Genomic DNA, 14,142 nt, shown 5'->3' with positions numbered 1-14,142 from the left:
CGCAAGGTAATTGGTGATTATTTGAACAACCACCAATCTTTGCCCATGCACAAAACATTGTGGGAGCGCGCCTGCTCGCGAAGGGGCATAACATTCGACATTGATGCTGAATGTTACTCCGCATTCGCGAGCAGGCTCGCTCCCACAGGGATTACAACTGGCTTAAGATTTTTTGGTCGCCGCTTTTGCGCCACGCTGACGCAAGGCCTCGAACAGGCATACGCCGGTCGCCACAGAAACGTTCAGACTGCTGACGCTACCGGCCATCGGCAGGCGTACCAGGTAATCGCACAGGTCGCGGGTCAGGCGACGCATGCCGCTGCCCTCTGCACCCATGATCAGGATGGTCGGCCCGGTCAGGTCCTGGTCGTAAAGGCTGACATCCGCCTCGCCCGCCGTACCGACAACCCACAAGCCGCGCTGCTTGAGCTTTTCGAGGGTGCGCGCCAGGTTGGTCACGGCGACCAGCGGAATCACTTCCGCCGCACCGCAGGCAACCTTTCGCACGACCGGCGTCAGGGTCGCGGATTTGTCCTTCGGCACGATCACCGCCAGCGCACCCGCCGCATCGGCAGAACGCAGGCAGGCGCCGAGGTTGTGCGGATCGGTCACGCCGTCGAGCACCAACAGCAGCGGTGCGCCCTCGGTGCGATCGAGCAGCTCGTCGAGCATCGCCTCACCCCAGACCTGGCTTGGACTTACGTCCGCGACCACGCCCTGATGCACGCCTTCGACCCAGGCATCCATTTCCCGGCGCTCGGCCTGACCAACCTGGACACGGTTTTCGTTGGCCAACTCGATCAAAGTCTGCACCCGAGGATCACCGCGACCTTCGGCCAGCCAGATTTGCTTGACGCGCTTGGGGTGGTGACGCAGCAATGCTTCAACTGCGTGCACACCGTAGATTTTTTCCAACTGACTCATGACTTGGCCTTAGGTTTACGCGCCCCGCCACTTTTGGCTGGGGCCGAGCCCGCTTTTGGCGGACCTTTACGATGTTTGCTCGGTTTGGCTGGCTTGCCGCCGACAGCCTTGTCAGGCGCCGACCGTCCGGGCTTTCCCCCAGACGCCGCTTTACCGCCGCTTTTCGCGTCGGCCAGCAAGGCCTTTTTCATTTCACGGCTTTTGCGCACTTCGGCGTTTTTCGCCGCTGCATCGCTCGGACGATAGGCTTCGACAGCCTTTTCTTTGGCAGGACGACGACCGGTTTTCGCCGGAGCCGGTTCTGCGACTGTTTTTGTAGAGAGGGCCGCAGGTGCTGCCGCTTCCGTTCCACGCTTTTTGCGACCGATCGGCGCGCTGATGGTTTTTTCGGCCATCTCGAAGTCAATCTTGCGCTCGTCGAGGTCGACACGCATGACACGCACTTCAACAGTATCGCCAAGACGGAAGCTGCGACCGGTGCGCTCACCGGCCAGGCGATGGTGCACAGGGTCGAAGTGGTAGTAGTCACCCGGCAGCGCGGTGACGTGCACCAGGCCTTCGACATAAATGTCGGTCAGCTCGACGAACAGACCAAAACCGGTAACAGCCGTGATCACGCCCGGGAACGACTCGCCGACGCGGTCTTTCATGAACTCGCACTTGAGCCAGTTCACCACGTCGCGGGTCGCTTCGTCGGCACGACGCTCGCTCATCGAGCACTGCTCGCCGAGCTGCTCCAGGGCCGCTTCGTCGTACGGATAGATGCGCGCCTTCGGAATGGTCATCGCACCGGCACGGCGAACGTGCGGAGTATCCTGCTTCGAATGGATGACGCTGCGGATCGCCCGGTGCGTAAGCAAGTCCGGGTAGCGGCGAATCGGCGAAGTGAAGTGCGTGTACGCCTCGTAATTCAGGCCGAAGTGACCCTGGTTATCGGCGCTGTACACCGCCTGGCTCAAAGAACGCAGCATGACGGTCTGGATCAGGTGGAAATCCGGACGATCCTTGATACCGGCCAGCAGTGCCTGGTAGTCCTTCGGCGACGGGCCATCCTTGCCTTTGTGCAGGGACAGGCCGAGCTCACCAAGGAAGGCACGCAATTTTTCCAGACGTTCCGGTGGCGGACCGTCATGAACACGGTACAGCGCCGGAATCTCGTGCTTTTTCAGGAATTCGGCAGTGGCCACGTTGGCCGCCAGCATGCATTCCTCGATCAGCTTGTGCGCATCGTTGCGCACGGTCGGCCGGATTTCGGCGATCTTGCGCTCGGAGCCGAAGATGATCCGGGTTTCCTGGGTTTCGAAATCGATCGCGCCACGCACATGACGGGCGGCCAGCAACACCTTGTACAGCGCATACAACTGCTTGAGGTGCGGCACGACGTCGGTGTACTCGCCGCGCAGCTTGCGGGCTTCAGTCGCTTTCGGCGTTTCGAGCATGGCACTGACCTTGTTGTAGGTCAGGCGCGCATGGGAGTGAATCACCGCTTCGTAGAAGCAGTAATCGGTCATTTCGCCGGATTTTGAGATGGTCATCTCGCAAACCATGGCCAGGCGATCGACTTGCGGGTTCAGCGAGCACAAACCGTTAGACAGTTGCTCAGGCAACATCGGAATCACGCGCTCGGGGAAGTACACCGAGTTGCCGCGAACCTGAGCCTCGGCATCCAGTGCCGAACCGAGTTTCACGTAGCTGGAGACGTCGGCAATCGCCACGTACAACTTCCAGCCACCGGAGAACAGGCGCAGCTTGCCTGGCCGGGCCTCGCAGTAGACCGCGTCATCGAAGTCGCGGGCGTCTTCACCGTCGATGGTGACGAACGGCAAATGACGCAGGTCGATGCGCTTCTCTTTGTCTTTCTCTTCGACTTCCGGCTTGAGCTTGCCAGCTTCCTTGAGCACGGCATCAGGCCAGACGTGAGGAATGTCGTAGGTGCGCAGGGCAACATCGATTTCCATGCCCGGCGCCATGTAGTTACCCACAACCTCAACCACATCGCCTTGCGGCTGGAAGCGGGGTGTCGGCCAGTGGGTAATCTTCACTTCGACGAACTGGCCGATCTGGGCGTTGGCGTTACGGCCCGGCGTCACCAGCACTTCCTGCTGGATCTTCGGATTGTCGGCAACGACGAAACCGATACCGCCTTCTTCGAAATAACGACCGACGATGCTCTCGTGAGCGCGGGACACGACTTCGACAATCATGCCTTCACGGCGACCGCGACGGTCCAGGCCGGAAACACGGGCCAGGGCACGGTCACCGTCGAACACCAGGCGCATTTGCGCCGGGCTCATGAACAGGTCGTCACTGCCGTCATCCGGCACCAGGAAGCCGAAACCGTCACGGTGACCGCTGATGCGACCCAGGATCAGGTCGAGCTTGTCCACCGGTGCATACGTGCCACGACGGGTATAGATGAGCTGAGCATCGCGCTCCATGGCGCGCAGGCGGCGGCGCAGGGCTTCGATCTGGTCTTCTGTGGTCAGGCCGAACTCTTCGACCAATTGTTCGCGGTTAGCAGGCGAACCCCGATCAGCAAGATGCTGAAGGATCAGTTCGCGGCTAGGAATGGGGTTTTCATATTTTTCCGCTTCACGAGCGGCCTCGGGATCGAGGGACTGCCAATCGGCCATTAGAGAGTTTTCACCTTGTCTATATGCGGGTTAGTTTGGCATAGGCGTAATGAAACGGGAAATTTCAGGCTAAGACGCCCCTTCTAAAGCCCTGTATCGACACTTCAAAGCTGATTTGCAGACCGCCGGTGAAATTTTTCAGGTTTTTTTGATGCCGGGGGTTTACAGTTAAAAAGACGCTCCGTATAGTGCGCGCCATCGACGACGGACAACGTTGCCGATACTGCCCAGATGGTGAAATTGGTAGACACGCCAGCTTCAGGTGCTGGTGACCTTACGGTCGTGGAAGTTCGAGTCTTCTTCTGGGCACCAATTTCGAGCTTGAGATTAGATCAATTTCAAGGCTCACACAAAAACCCGCGAAAGCGGGTTTTTTGCATTCTGGATGTCTGATTTATTAAATTTAAATCAGGGGTTTACAGATAAAAATACTCTCCGTATAGTGCGCCACATCAACAGCGGCAACGCTGAAGATGAATGCCCAGATGGTGAAATTGGTAGACACGCCAGCTTCAGGTGCTGGTGGCCTTACGGCCGTGGAAGTTCGAGTCTTCTTCTGGGCACCAATTCAAATTCACGGTCACGACCTTGAATTTCACAGAAACCCGCGAAAGCGGGTTTTTGCGCTTCTGGCATTTGAAAACCGCAACGACGAAACCTTTGTGGCGAGGGAGCTTGCTCCCGCTTGAGTGCGCAGCACTCACAAAATCTGTATCGCGCGAGAATCTTGGGGTCGCTTCGCAACCCAACGGGAGCAGGCTCCCTCGCCACATTGACACCCGCCTATCAAAACCCAACTCAACCCACAAGGCGCATTTGAGAAACAATATCGTTTATCATTGTTGCAAGTTTTTGCAATGCGACAGTGAGGAACCCTGCGAATGATGTTTCGAAATACCCTGCGCCGCGGCCTGACCTTTACCCTGCTAGGCCTGGCACTCGCCACTCCCCTCACCCAAGCCGCCGACACGGTTTCCCTGACCCTCTACAACGGCCAACACAAGGAAGTCGGTGACGCTGTCGCCAAAGCTTTCGAAGCCAAGACCGGCATTCACGTCAACGTACGCAAAGGCAGCAGCAACCAACTTGCCAGCCAGATCGTCGAAGAAGGTGATCGCTCCCCTGCCGACGTGATTTACACCGAAGAATCGCCGCCTCTGAACAAGCTTGGCGAACAGGGACTTCTGGCCAAGGCCGATGACGCAACGTTGGCGGTGCTACCCAGGGAATATGTCGCCGGCAATGGCACCTGGATCGGCGTGACCGCCCGGGTGCGCGTCGTAGCGTTCAACCCCAAGCTGATCGATGAAAAAGACCTGCCGAAATCGGTGATGGATTTCTCCGCCCCCAAATGGCAAGGCAAGGTCGGCTTCGTGCCCACCAGCGGCGCCTTCCAGGAACAGGCCGTGGCAATCATCAAGGTCCACGGGATGGACGCTGCCGAAGAATGGCTGACCGGTTTGCGCGCATTCGGCAAGACCTACAGCAACAACATGGTTGCGCTCAAAGCTGTTGAAAATGGTGAAGTGGCCACCGTCCTGGTGAACAACTACTACTGGTTCGCCCTGCAGCGGGAAAAAGGTCAGCTCGATTCGAAACTGCATTACTTCACCGGTGGCGACGTCGGCGGGCTTATCACGGTTTCCAGCGCGGCCGTATTGAAATCCAGCAAACATCCTAAAGAAGCCCAACAATTGCTCGCCTACATGGCGAGCGAAGAGGGTCAGCGCGTGATCACCCAGACCACCGCCGAATACCCACTGCACAAAGGCATGGAATCGGATCGCGGCCTCAAGCCGTTCAGTGAACTGGAAGCGCCGAAAGTCACTCCAGCCGACCTCGGCAACGCCGAACAAGCCCTGGACCTGGAACGCGACGTTGGCCTGAACTAATGAGCACATCACTCCCCGCCTCCGCTCACGGCAATTACGTGCCACGGCGCAGGCAGCCATCGATCTGGTTGTTAATACCGGTTTTAGCGCTGGTTGTACTCAGCCTGTTGCCGCTGGCCTATGTCGGACTCAAGGCCTGGCAAGCTGGCTGGGCCGAAGCACTGCACCTGCTGTGGCGACCCTATGTGCTTGGCTTGCTGCGCAACACCCTGTCGCTGATGATTGGCGTCACAGTGGCTTGCGGCGTGATCGGCCTGTCACTGGCGTGGTTGCTGGAACGCAGCAATCTGCGCGGGCGGCGGTTGTGGGGCGTGATTCTATGCTTGCCGTTCGCCGTACCGGCGTTTGTCAGCAGCTTCACCTGGGTTTCGCTCAGCGCACACTTCGAAGGACTGGGCGGGGCGATTCTGGTGATGACCCTGTCCAAATACCCGCTGATTTTCCTGCCGGTGGCGGCGACCCTGCGCAATCTTGACCCATCGCTGGAAGAGTCCGCACGTACGCTGGGACACAATCGCTGGGGCGTGTTCTTCAAGGTCACCCTGCCCCTGCTTTGGCCCTCACTGCTCGCAGGCTCACTTCTGATTGCCCTGCACATGCTGGTGGAATTCGGCGCGCTATCGATCATCGGCCTGCAAACCTTCACCACCGCGATCTATCAACAGTTCGAGCTGGAATTCAGCAACGCCAATGCGGCGATGCTTTCGGCTGTGCTGCTGGTGATGTGCCTGATACTGCTGTGGCTGGAACTGCGCGTTCGCGGTAAGGGCCGGCATGTGCGCGCCGGCCAGGGCGCGGCGCGACGGGCGGAGCAGGTGCGATTAGGGCCGTGGGCGGCTGCCGGGCAACTGTTCTGCCTGTTGCTGGCGATCATTGGCAGCGGCATTCCACTGGGGATGCTGGCTTATTGGCTCGCTGCAGGTTCGTCGGCCGCCTTTCCGGTTGCCGCCATCAGCGAGGCATTGCTGTCATCCCTGGCACTGTCGCTGGGCGGCGCGGCCTTGTGCCTGGTGCTCGCAGTGCCGGTAGGACTGCTGGTGGTGCGTTACAAGGGCCGACTGGCAATCTGGGCCGAACGCCTGCCGTATCTGCTGCATGCACTGCCAGGCCTGGTGATCGCCCTGACCCTGGTGTATTTCGCCCTTCACTATGTGCCGATGCTGTACCAGACGTCGGCGCTGCTGCTGATCGCCTATGCGTTGCTGTTTCTGCCATTGGCCCAGGCGCCGATTCGCACGGCGCTAACGAAAGCGGCCCCACAACTGGAAGAGGCTGCGCGCACACTGGGAGCATCATCGCTCACCGCGTTCTGCCGGGTGACATTGCCGATCATCTTCCCGGCGCTGGGGGCGGCGTTTGCGCTGGTGTTTCTGGACGCGATGAAAGAACTGACGGCGACATTGCTCCTGAGTCCGACCGGGCTGAATACCTTGGCGACGGAAGTCTGGGCGCATACCGCGAATGTGGAGTTTGCGGCGGCGGCGCCCTATGCGGCGCTGTTGATCTTGGTGTCGGGATTGCCGGTCTATCTGCTGACGACGCGGATGTATCTGAGCCGCTGAAAACGCTTTCGCGAGCAGGCTCGCTCCCACAAGAGAACGCATTCCATTGTGGGAGCGAGCCTGCTCGCGAAGGGGCCCGCTCAATCAAAGAAAATCTTAAGCCCTGAACTGCCCCAGGCTCGCCTTCAACTGCGCCGCCAACCCATCCAGCACCTTGCCGCTGGCCGTGGTTTCCACCACCGCCTGAGCCGCCTTCTCGGCCTGTGCATGAATCGTTTCTACACGACCCCGCACTGCCTGAGCCCCCTGCGCCTGGTGCGCCGCTGCCTGGGTCGCCAGACCAATCGCCGTATGTACCTGCTCAACCGATGCCTGCACCGATTGCTGCAACCGCGCACTGTCGCGTAACACCAGCAAACCTTCGCTGGCCTGACGCCCGGCCTGCCCGATCGCCGCCACCGCTTCACGCGCGCCTTGCTGCAACGCCACGATGTGCGCCTGGATATCGCCAGTGGAGCTTTGGGTCTTGCTGGCCAACGCCCGCACCTCATCAGCCACCACTGCGAATCCGCGCCCGGTCTCACCGGCTCGCGCTGCCTCGATGGCGGCATTCAATGCCAACAAGTTGGTCTGTTCGGCAATCCCGTGAATCACCGTCAACACCACTTCAATCTGTTCACTTTGCTGCGCCAGCCGCTCGATCACTTGCGCACCGGTCTCGACCTGACCGGCCAGAGCCTCGATAAGACTGCCGACTTTCGCCGAGGTCCGGGTGTTTTCATCGGTGGCCTGACGAATATCCACCACCTGCTTCAACGCCGCCTGCATGGCCTGGCTCTCGGACTGGGCCTCATCCGCCATTTGCGACAAGGCTCGCAGGCTCTCTGCCACTTCATCGCGCTGCATGCCCGCAGCCGCATCGGCTCCGGCATTGCGCAAGGTCATGGCGCCAATTTCCACGCCGGTGCGCTGGGCAACATCACCCGCCTCGCGCACGATCGGTTGCAACTTATCCACAAAGCGATTGACCGCCGAGGCCATGTCGCCGATTTCGTCCTTGCTGTTGATCTGTACACGCTTGGTCAAATCACCTTCACCGGCCGCCAGGTCATCCATGGCAGCAATCAACATTTTCAGACGATTGACCACTCGACGCCCCAGCACCACCGCGAGCAACAGCAGAACACCTGCGCCGACTAGCGCCAGGCCCATGCCGATGCGCCAGCGCAAAGTCGCCGCCGCTTCCTGCACAGTGCTGGTGGTGTTGGCTTTCATTTCAGACGCCGTGGATTGTGCTGATTGCAGCCGTGTACGCATGGCTGTGGCGCTGTCGGCTGCCGCCCCCTTGAGACTGTCGCCTACCAGTTGGTCACTGTTGGCGATCAGGGCCGAGAAGCGCTTGTCGAGGGCTGCCAGGTCGGTTTCCACCGAAGCTGTCGAGATGCCCATCAAAACCTTGCCGATTTCCACGCCATTGGGGTTAATCGAGGCTTCGAGGTAATAGACCGACGAATCGTTCTTCGCCGCGTCCAGCACCTTGTCCAGCGCCCGCTCGCCCTGGCCCTTTTCCAGCAGCGCCTTGTTGATCGGATTTTCCCGGTTGAGGTAGCGCGTCAAGTGTTGGCCCGTTGCGTCGTCGTAGACCACGAACAGCACATTAGGATTACGCTGCGCCCGGCGGGCGAATTCGGAGAGGGTTGGAACGTCGCTGTCCCACATGGCGCGAGGGGCGACCGAAGCGAGAAGCTGCGCCATATCATTGGCGGAGTCCTTCAGGTCCTTTTCCAGGGTCGCACGCAGTTGCGCCTGCTCCTCTTCCAATCGTGAGGACAACCCGGCGGTAAGACGCTGACGCGTGCTGGTGGAGAGGCTGTCGAGGCTCGACGTGACTTCACGCCCCGCCTGCTCGAGCTCGCCGGAAAGCTTTTGACTGTCCGCTCCCAGCCGCACACCCAAATCGGCTTCCAGCGCGGTCACTGTGCTCCTGGTCAGTGCAACAGCGACCAGCACCTGCACCAAAAGGGCGATACCGAGAGTAACGAACACAGGCCGCAAGAGACGGCTTTGTAACAGTGAGAGAACGGCCGACACTGGAAATCCCTCTGCTTTGGCGCCATTAAATTGATAGCACGCCAGAAGCAATGCTTTTTTAATGTTAGTTGCAAAGGTCGTGCCGTCCGACAGGCATAAACGACAAAGGCCCCGATGAAGGGGCCTTTGTTTTTTACATCAACGACTTATCAAGCGAACGGGTGACGCAGAACGATGGTTTCGTTGCGATCCGGACCCGTCGAAATAATGTCGATCGGCGCACCGACCAACTCTTCGACGCGTTTGATGTAGTTGCGTGCAGCCTGTGGCAGCTCTTCCAGCGTCTTGGCACCGAGGGTGGACTCTTTCCAGCCCGGCATCTCTTCGTACACTGGCTCCAGGCCGATGTAGCTGTCGGCGTCGGTCGGCGCGTCGATCACTGCACCGTCCTGGTTCTTGTAGCCAACGCAGATGTTGATGGTTTCCAGGCCGTCCAGTACGTCCAGCTTGGTCAGGCACAGGCCCGAGATGCTGTTGACGTCGATGGCGCGACGCAGGATGACAGCGTCGAACCAGCCGCAACGACGGGCGCGGCCGGTGGTCGCGCCGAACTCGTGGCCACGCTTGGCCAGGAACGCACCAACGTCGTCGAACAGTTCAGTCGGGAACGGACCCGAACCGACGCGAGTGGTGTAAGCCTTGGTGATGCCGAGGATGTAATCCAGGAACATCGGGCCAACACCCGAACCGGTAGCGATGCCGCCAGCGGTGGTGTTGGAGCTGGTGACGTACGGGTAAGTACCGTGGTCGATGTCCAGCAGGGAGCCTTGGGCGCCTTCGAACATGATGTCCTTGCCAGCGCGACGCAGCTGGTGCAGCTCGGCGGTGACGTCGAGCATCATCGGCTTCAGCAGCTCGGCGTATTCCATGCATTCGTCCAGGGTTTTCTGGAAGTCGATCGCAGGCTCTTTGTAGTAATTGACCAGTACGAAGTTGTGGTAATCCAGCAACTCGCCCAGCTTGGCGGCGAAACGCTCGCGGTGGAACAGATCACCGATGCGCAGACCGCGACGTGCGACCTTGTCTTCGTAGGCCGGGCCGATGCCGCGACCGGTGGTGCCGATTTTCAGCTCGCCACGGGCCTTTTCACGAGCCTGGTCCAGCGCTACGTGGTAGGACAGGATCAGCGGGCAGGACGGGCTGATGCGCAGGCGCTCGCGCACTGGCACGCCTTTCTCTTCCAGCTTGTTGATTTCCCGCAGCAGGGCGTCAGGTGCAACCACCACGCCGTTGCCGATCAGGCACTGCACGCCTTCGCGCAGCACGCCCGACGGGATCAGGTGCAAGACGGTTTTTTCACCGTCGATCACCAGGGTGTGGCCAGCGTTGTGGCCACCCTGGTAGCGCACTACGGCGGCAGCATGTTCGGTCAGCAGATCAACGATCTTGCCTTTGCCCTCATCACCCCATTGGGTGCCCAGGACTACGACATTCTTACCCATAACACTTGTCCTCATTCGCGCAAACTTGGTGCCGGCGGTAGCCGGCAGGAAAACTCAAGAAGCCAGTGGCGATACTTGCCAAAGCCCGTTCTGCTGAATCAATTGCCGGTCGCAGTCCGCTTCACGGGCGGCGGCCAAAGGTTGTCCAGGCAAGGCCTGAACGACACGCTGACCCTCACTGCGCAACTGGCAAACCTGCTGCCAGAGTGCCGCATCCGTACTGTCAGGCATCCAGATACCGCCAGACGGTAGCTCGATCTCAGCACGCCCCAGGGTCACCAGGGTTTTCAAATCGGTAGAGAAACCGGTTGCCGGACGGGCACGACCGAAGTCGGCGCCGATATCGTCGTAACGACCGCCCTGGGCAATGGACTGGCCAACACCTGGCACGAACACGGCAAACACTACACCGGTGTGGTAGTGATAACCGCGCAACTCGCCCAGGTCGAAATACAGCGGCAGTTCCGGGAACCGCGCGGACAAACGCTCGGCAATCGCCAGCAGGTCGTCCAGCGCCGCCGTCACCTGCGCCGGAGCCTTGGCCAGACGTTCGCGGGCAGCCACCAGCACTTCACGACCGCCACACAGATCGACCAACGCCCGCAGCATGCCTGACAAATCCGCCGGCAAGCCTTCGGTCAAGGTAATGACCTCGTCGATGGCTTTACGTTGCAATGCGTCAAACAACTGCTGCTCGACTTCACCGGACAATCCGGCGGCGCGCGCCAGCCCGCGGTAGATGCCCACATGCCCCAGGTCCATGTGCACGTCAGGCACATCGGCCAGTTGCAGCATGGCCAGCATCAGGCTGATGACTTCAACGTCACTGCTCGGGCTGGCATCGCCGTACAACTCGGCGCCCAACTGGATCGGGCTGCGCGAGGACGACAAGGCACGTGGCTGGGCATGCAGCACGCTGCCGGCATAGCACAGACGGTTCGGGCCTTCGCGACGCAGGGTATGCGCATCGATGCGCGCCACCTGCGGTGTAATGTCGGCCCGGAAACCCATCTGCCGACCCGACTGCGGGTCGATGACCTTGAAGGTCCGCAGATCCAGGTCCTGGCCCGCGCCGGTCAGCAGGGATTCCAGGTACTCGATATGGGGAGTCACGACAAACTCGTAACCCCAGCTCTGGAACAGATCCAACACCTGACGACGCGCGACTTCTATGCGCGCCGCTTCCGGTGGCAGTACTTCTTCGATGCCATCTGGCAGCAGCCAGCGGTCTACCGTTGCCATTACGCCATTCCCCTATGATCCGGGCGACAAGCCTTTGGGCGAGCCTTGAGTGAAGCAGAAAATGATTGGCTCAGCACAAACCACGCGCATGAGCGACGAAGCGAAAAGCCTGAAATGGGCTTCGCCAAGCACTTTCCTCGTAAAACCTGTCGAGCTTTTCAGCTCTCGCACCTGCACAAAAACAGCAATCAAACGTGCAGACGCAAAAAAGCCGGGAATTTCCCGGCTGCCGCATCATACACACGTTTTCCCAAAGGATCACCCCGCCAGAGGTTTTAGCCGCCCGGCGGGATGATTCGGGTCAACGTCGTATCAAGGCTTGGCTTTTTCCAGGTAGTGGAAGAAGTCACTGCTTGGGTCGAGGACCATGACGTCGGATTTGTTCGCGAAGCTTTCACGGTAGGCACGCAGGCTACGGTAGAACGCGTAGAACTCCTGATCCTGACCGTAGGCCTTGGAGTAGATCGAAGCGGCCTGGGCGTCGCCGTCACCGCGAATCTCTTCGGATTCACGATAGGCTTCAGCCAGCAGCACGCGGCGTTGACGATCGGCGTCGGCACGGATGCCTTCTGCCAGCTCGTTACCCTTGGCGCGGTGCTCGCGAGCTTCACGCTCACGCTCGGTGCTCATACGCTCGAACACGCTGCGGTTCACTTCCTTCGGCAGGTCGATGGTCTTGACCCGGACATCGACAACTTCGATGCCCAACTCTTTTTCAGCCATCTTGTTCAGCGAAGACGTGATATCCGCCATCAGCGCATCACGCTCACCCGACACCACTTCGTGCAGGGTGCGCTTACCGAACTGGTCACGCAGACCCGATTCCAGGCGACGGGACAGACGCTCGTCGGCAATCTGCTTGAGGCCGGAAGTCGCGGTGTAGAAACGCTCGGCGTCCTTCACGCGCCACTTGGCGAAGGCATCGACCATCACGGCTTTCTTTTCCAGCGTCAGGAAGCGTTGTGTCGGTGCATCCAGCGTCATCAGGCGTGCGTCGAATTTGCGCACCTGGTTAACGTAAGGCACTTTCACATGCAGGCCTGGCTGAACATCGGCCTGGACCACGCGACCGAACTGCAGCAACACCGCACGCTCGGTCTGAGCCACGATGTAGAAGCAGTTCCAGGCAGCGATCGCCACGACGACGCCGACAATAAGGGCGATCAGCGATTTATTGCTCATCAGCGACTCTCCCTGGTACGTGCCGGCTGTTGCTGCAGATCAGCTGCGGCACGTGCATTCGCTTCATTGCTGGTGGCTGCCGCACTGCTCATCGGCGTGCTGGTGCTGCGGCCACTGCTGTCGATCATCTTGTCCAGCGGCAGGTACAGCAGGTTGCTCTGGCCATTCTTGTTGCCGGTCACGAGAACCTTGCTGGTATTGCTGAAGACTTCCTGCATGGTGTCCAGGTACAGACGCTGACGAGTGACTTCAGGCGCCTTGCGGTACTCGGCGACCAGCTTGGTGAAGCGATCAGCCTCACCCTTGGCACGCGAGACGGTCTCGTCACGGTAACCATTGGCATCTTCGAGAATGCGCTGGGCCTGACCACGGGCTTCCGGCACGACGCCGTTGGCATAGGTTTCAGCCTGGTTGCGCGAACGCTGCTCGTCTTCACGGGCACGGATCACGTCATCGAAGGCTTCCTGCACTTCACGCGGTGCCGCTGCGCTTTGTACGTTGACCTGGGTAACGGTGATACCGGTGCGATAAGTATCCATGAAGCGTTGCAGGCGCTCCTTGATTTCGCTGGCCATCAATTCACGGCCTTCGGTCAGTACCTGGTCCATGGCGGTGGAACCCACCACATGGCGCAAGGCGCTGTCGGTCGCGTGCTGCAGGCTGATTTCCGGCTGATCGACGCTCAACACGAAGTCCTGCAGGTTGCTGATCTTGTACTGCACGGTCAGCGGCACTTCGACGATGTTTTCGTCTTCAGTCAGCATCTGGCCTTGCTTGGTGTACGCACGCTCACGCGTGACGTTTTCCATGTACTTCTTGTCGATCGGCGGGAAATAGATGTTCAGGCCCGGGCCGACGGTTTCGTAGTACTTGCCGAAGCGCAGCACCACGGCTTGCTCCTGCTCATCGACTACATAGACCGCGCTGTACAGCCACACGGCTGCCAACACGACCAGGCCAATGCCGAGCAGGCCGCCGAAGCCGCCACTCCTGCCCGGACCACCGCCGTCATCACCCCGTTTCTTACCACCACCGAACAACCCGTTCAGGCTTTCCTGCAGCTTTCGGAAGGCCTCGTCGAGATCTGGCGGCCCCTTGCGATCGCCGTTATTACGGCGCTTGCCACCCCAAGGATCCTGATTATTCGAGTTGCCACCCGGCTCATTCCAAGCCATAGCGCTCTCCATCTGATAAAGCAAAGACGCGCCCACGGCGCGCCGACCAATGCTACAGA

10 protein-coding genes and 2 tRNA genes are annotated in these 14,142 nt (G+C 59.9%); 5 read left to right on the top strand and 7 right to left on the bottom strand.

The window, feature by feature from the left end; all coding sequences use genetic code 11:
* Positions 1 to 162: 162 nt before the first annotated feature.
* A complete protein-coding gene (gene rlmB, locus LAB08_RS02455; RefSeq protein WP_096513689.1) occupies positions 163 to 924 on the bottom strand; it encodes a 23S rRNA (guanosine(2251)-2'-O)-methyltransferase RlmB in 762 nt (253 codons plus the stop codon).
* The gene (gene rnr, locus LAB08_RS02450; protein WP_096513690.1) at positions 921 to 3,557 is read right to left on the bottom strand and encodes a ribonuclease R; all 2,637 of its coding nucleotides are present in this window, start codon (positions 3,555 to 3,557) and stop codon (positions 921 to 923) included. Before rnr ends, rlmB begins: the two co-directional genes overlap by 4 nt.
* A gap of 225 nt (positions 3,558 to 3,782) precedes the next feature.
* Between rnr and LAB08_RS02445 the strand changes: the two genes are divergently transcribed.
* The 4 genes from LAB08_RS02445 to LAB08_RS02430 all read left to right on the top strand — a co-directional run bounded on the left by LAB08_RS02445 (position 3,783) and on the right by LAB08_RS02430 (position 7,011).
* Positions 3,783 to 3,869: transfer RNA gene (locus LAB08_RS02445), tRNA-Leu, on the top strand.
* Between the two features lie 167 nt (positions 3,870 to 4,036).
* Positions 4,037 to 4,123, top strand: a tRNA-Leu gene (locus LAB08_RS02440).
* 315 nt (positions 4,124 to 4,438) lie between these two features.
* Positions 4,439 to 5,449 carry an extracellular solute-binding protein gene (locus LAB08_RS02435; RefSeq protein ID WP_096513691.1) on the top strand — a complete coding sequence of 337 codons (1,011 nt, stop codon included), beginning with the start codon at positions 4,439 to 4,441 and terminating at the stop codon, positions 5,447 to 5,449.
* Positions 5,449 to 7,011 (top strand): ABC transporter permease, encoded by a 1,563-nt coding sequence (locus LAB08_RS02430; protein WP_096513692.1) that lies wholly within the window; start codon positions 5,449 to 5,451, stop codon positions 7,009 to 7,011. Before LAB08_RS02435 ends, LAB08_RS02430 begins: the two co-directional genes overlap by 1 nt.
* A gap of 96 nt (positions 7,012 to 7,107) precedes the next feature.
* Here LAB08_RS02430 and LAB08_RS02425 read toward each other — a convergent pair whose 3' ends face one another.
* The 3 genes from LAB08_RS02425 to LAB08_RS02415 form a co-directional block, all read right to left on the bottom strand.
* Positions 7,108 to 9,042, bottom strand: coding sequence for a methyl-accepting chemotaxis protein (locus tag LAB08_RS02425; RefSeq protein ID WP_096513693.1), 1,935 nt, complete (start codon positions 9,040 to 9,042; stop codon positions 7,108 to 7,110).
* A 149-nt stretch (positions 9,043 to 9,191) separates the two neighbouring features.
* Positions 9,192 to 10,484 (bottom strand): adenylosuccinate synthase, encoded by a 1,293-nt coding sequence (locus tag LAB08_RS02420; RefSeq protein ID WP_095192127.1) that lies wholly within the window; start codon positions 10,482 to 10,484, stop codon positions 9,192 to 9,194.
* A gap of 54 nt (positions 10,485 to 10,538) precedes the next feature.
* Complete coding sequence (locus tag LAB08_RS02415; protein ID WP_096513694.1) at positions 10,539 to 11,726, bottom strand: ATP phosphoribosyltransferase regulatory subunit; 1,188 nt, start codon at positions 11,724 to 11,726, stop codon at positions 10,539 to 10,541.
* A gap of 49 nt (positions 11,727 to 11,775) precedes the next feature.
* Between LAB08_RS02415 and LAB08_RS02410 the strand changes: the two genes are divergently transcribed.
* Positions 11,776 to 12,021 (top strand): hypothetical protein, encoded by a 246-nt coding sequence (locus LAB08_RS02410; protein WP_147432576.1) that lies wholly within the window; start codon positions 11,776 to 11,778, stop codon positions 12,019 to 12,021.
* A gap of 17 nt (positions 12,022 to 12,038) precedes the next feature.
* Here LAB08_RS02410 and hflC read toward each other — a convergent pair whose 3' ends face one another.
* Complete coding sequence (hflC, locus tag LAB08_RS02405; protein ID WP_096513695.1) at positions 12,039 to 12,908, bottom strand: protease modulator HflC; 870 nt, start codon at positions 12,906 to 12,908, stop codon at positions 12,039 to 12,041.
* Positions 12,908 to 14,083 (bottom strand): FtsH protease activity modulator HflK, encoded by a 1,176-nt coding sequence (gene hflK, locus LAB08_RS02400; protein WP_096513696.1) that lies wholly within the window; start codon positions 14,081 to 14,083, stop codon positions 12,908 to 12,910. The genes hflC and hflK overlap by 1 nt, the downstream gene beginning before the upstream one ends.
* Between the last annotated feature and the right edge of the window lie 59 nt (positions 14,084 to 14,142).

The sequence above is a fragment of the Pseudomonas izuensis genome (genome assembly GCF_002356535.2).
In the GTDB taxonomy this organism is placed as follows: Bacteria; Pseudomonadota; Gammaproteobacteria; order Pseudomonadales; family Pseudomonadaceae; genus Aquipseudomonas; species Aquipseudomonas izuensis.
The sequence above is the reverse complement of the archived record's forward strand: the minus strand, read 5'-3'. Positions and strand labels throughout refer to the sequence as shown.

What these genes read in the sequence shown, in the direction of transcription:
- rlmB (WP_096513689.1), bottom strand. Translation starts at nt 924, where the DNA reads ATGAGTCAGTTGGAAAAAATCTACGGTGTGCACGCAGTTGAAGCATTG.
- rnr (WP_096513690.1), bottom strand. Translation starts at nt 3,557, where the DNA reads ATGGCCGATTGGCAGTCCCTCGATCCCGAGGCCGCTCGTGAAGCGGAA.
- LAB08_RS02435 (WP_096513691.1), top strand. Translation starts at nt 4,439, where the DNA reads ATGATGTTTCGAAATACCCTGCGCCGCGGCCTGACCTTTACCCTGCTA.
- LAB08_RS02430 (WP_096513692.1), top strand. Translation starts at nt 5,449, where the DNA reads ATGAGCACATCACTCCCCGCCTCCGCTCACGGCAATTACGTGCCACGG.
- LAB08_RS02420 (WP_095192127.1), bottom strand. Translation starts at nt 10,484, where the DNA reads ATGGGTAAGAATGTCGTAGTCCTGGGCACCCAATGGGGTGATGAGGGC.
- LAB08_RS02415 (WP_096513694.1), bottom strand. Translation starts at nt 11,726, where the DNA reads ATGGCAACGGTAGACCGCTGGCTGCTGCCAGATGGCATCGAAGAAGTA.
- hflC (WP_096513695.1), bottom strand. Translation starts at nt 12,908, where the DNA reads ATGAGCAATAAATCGCTGATCGCCCTTATTGTCGGCGTCGTCGTGGCG.
- hflK (WP_096513696.1), bottom strand. Translation starts at nt 14,083, where the DNA reads ATGGCTTGGAATGAGCCGGGTGGCAACTCGAATAATCAGGATCCTTGG.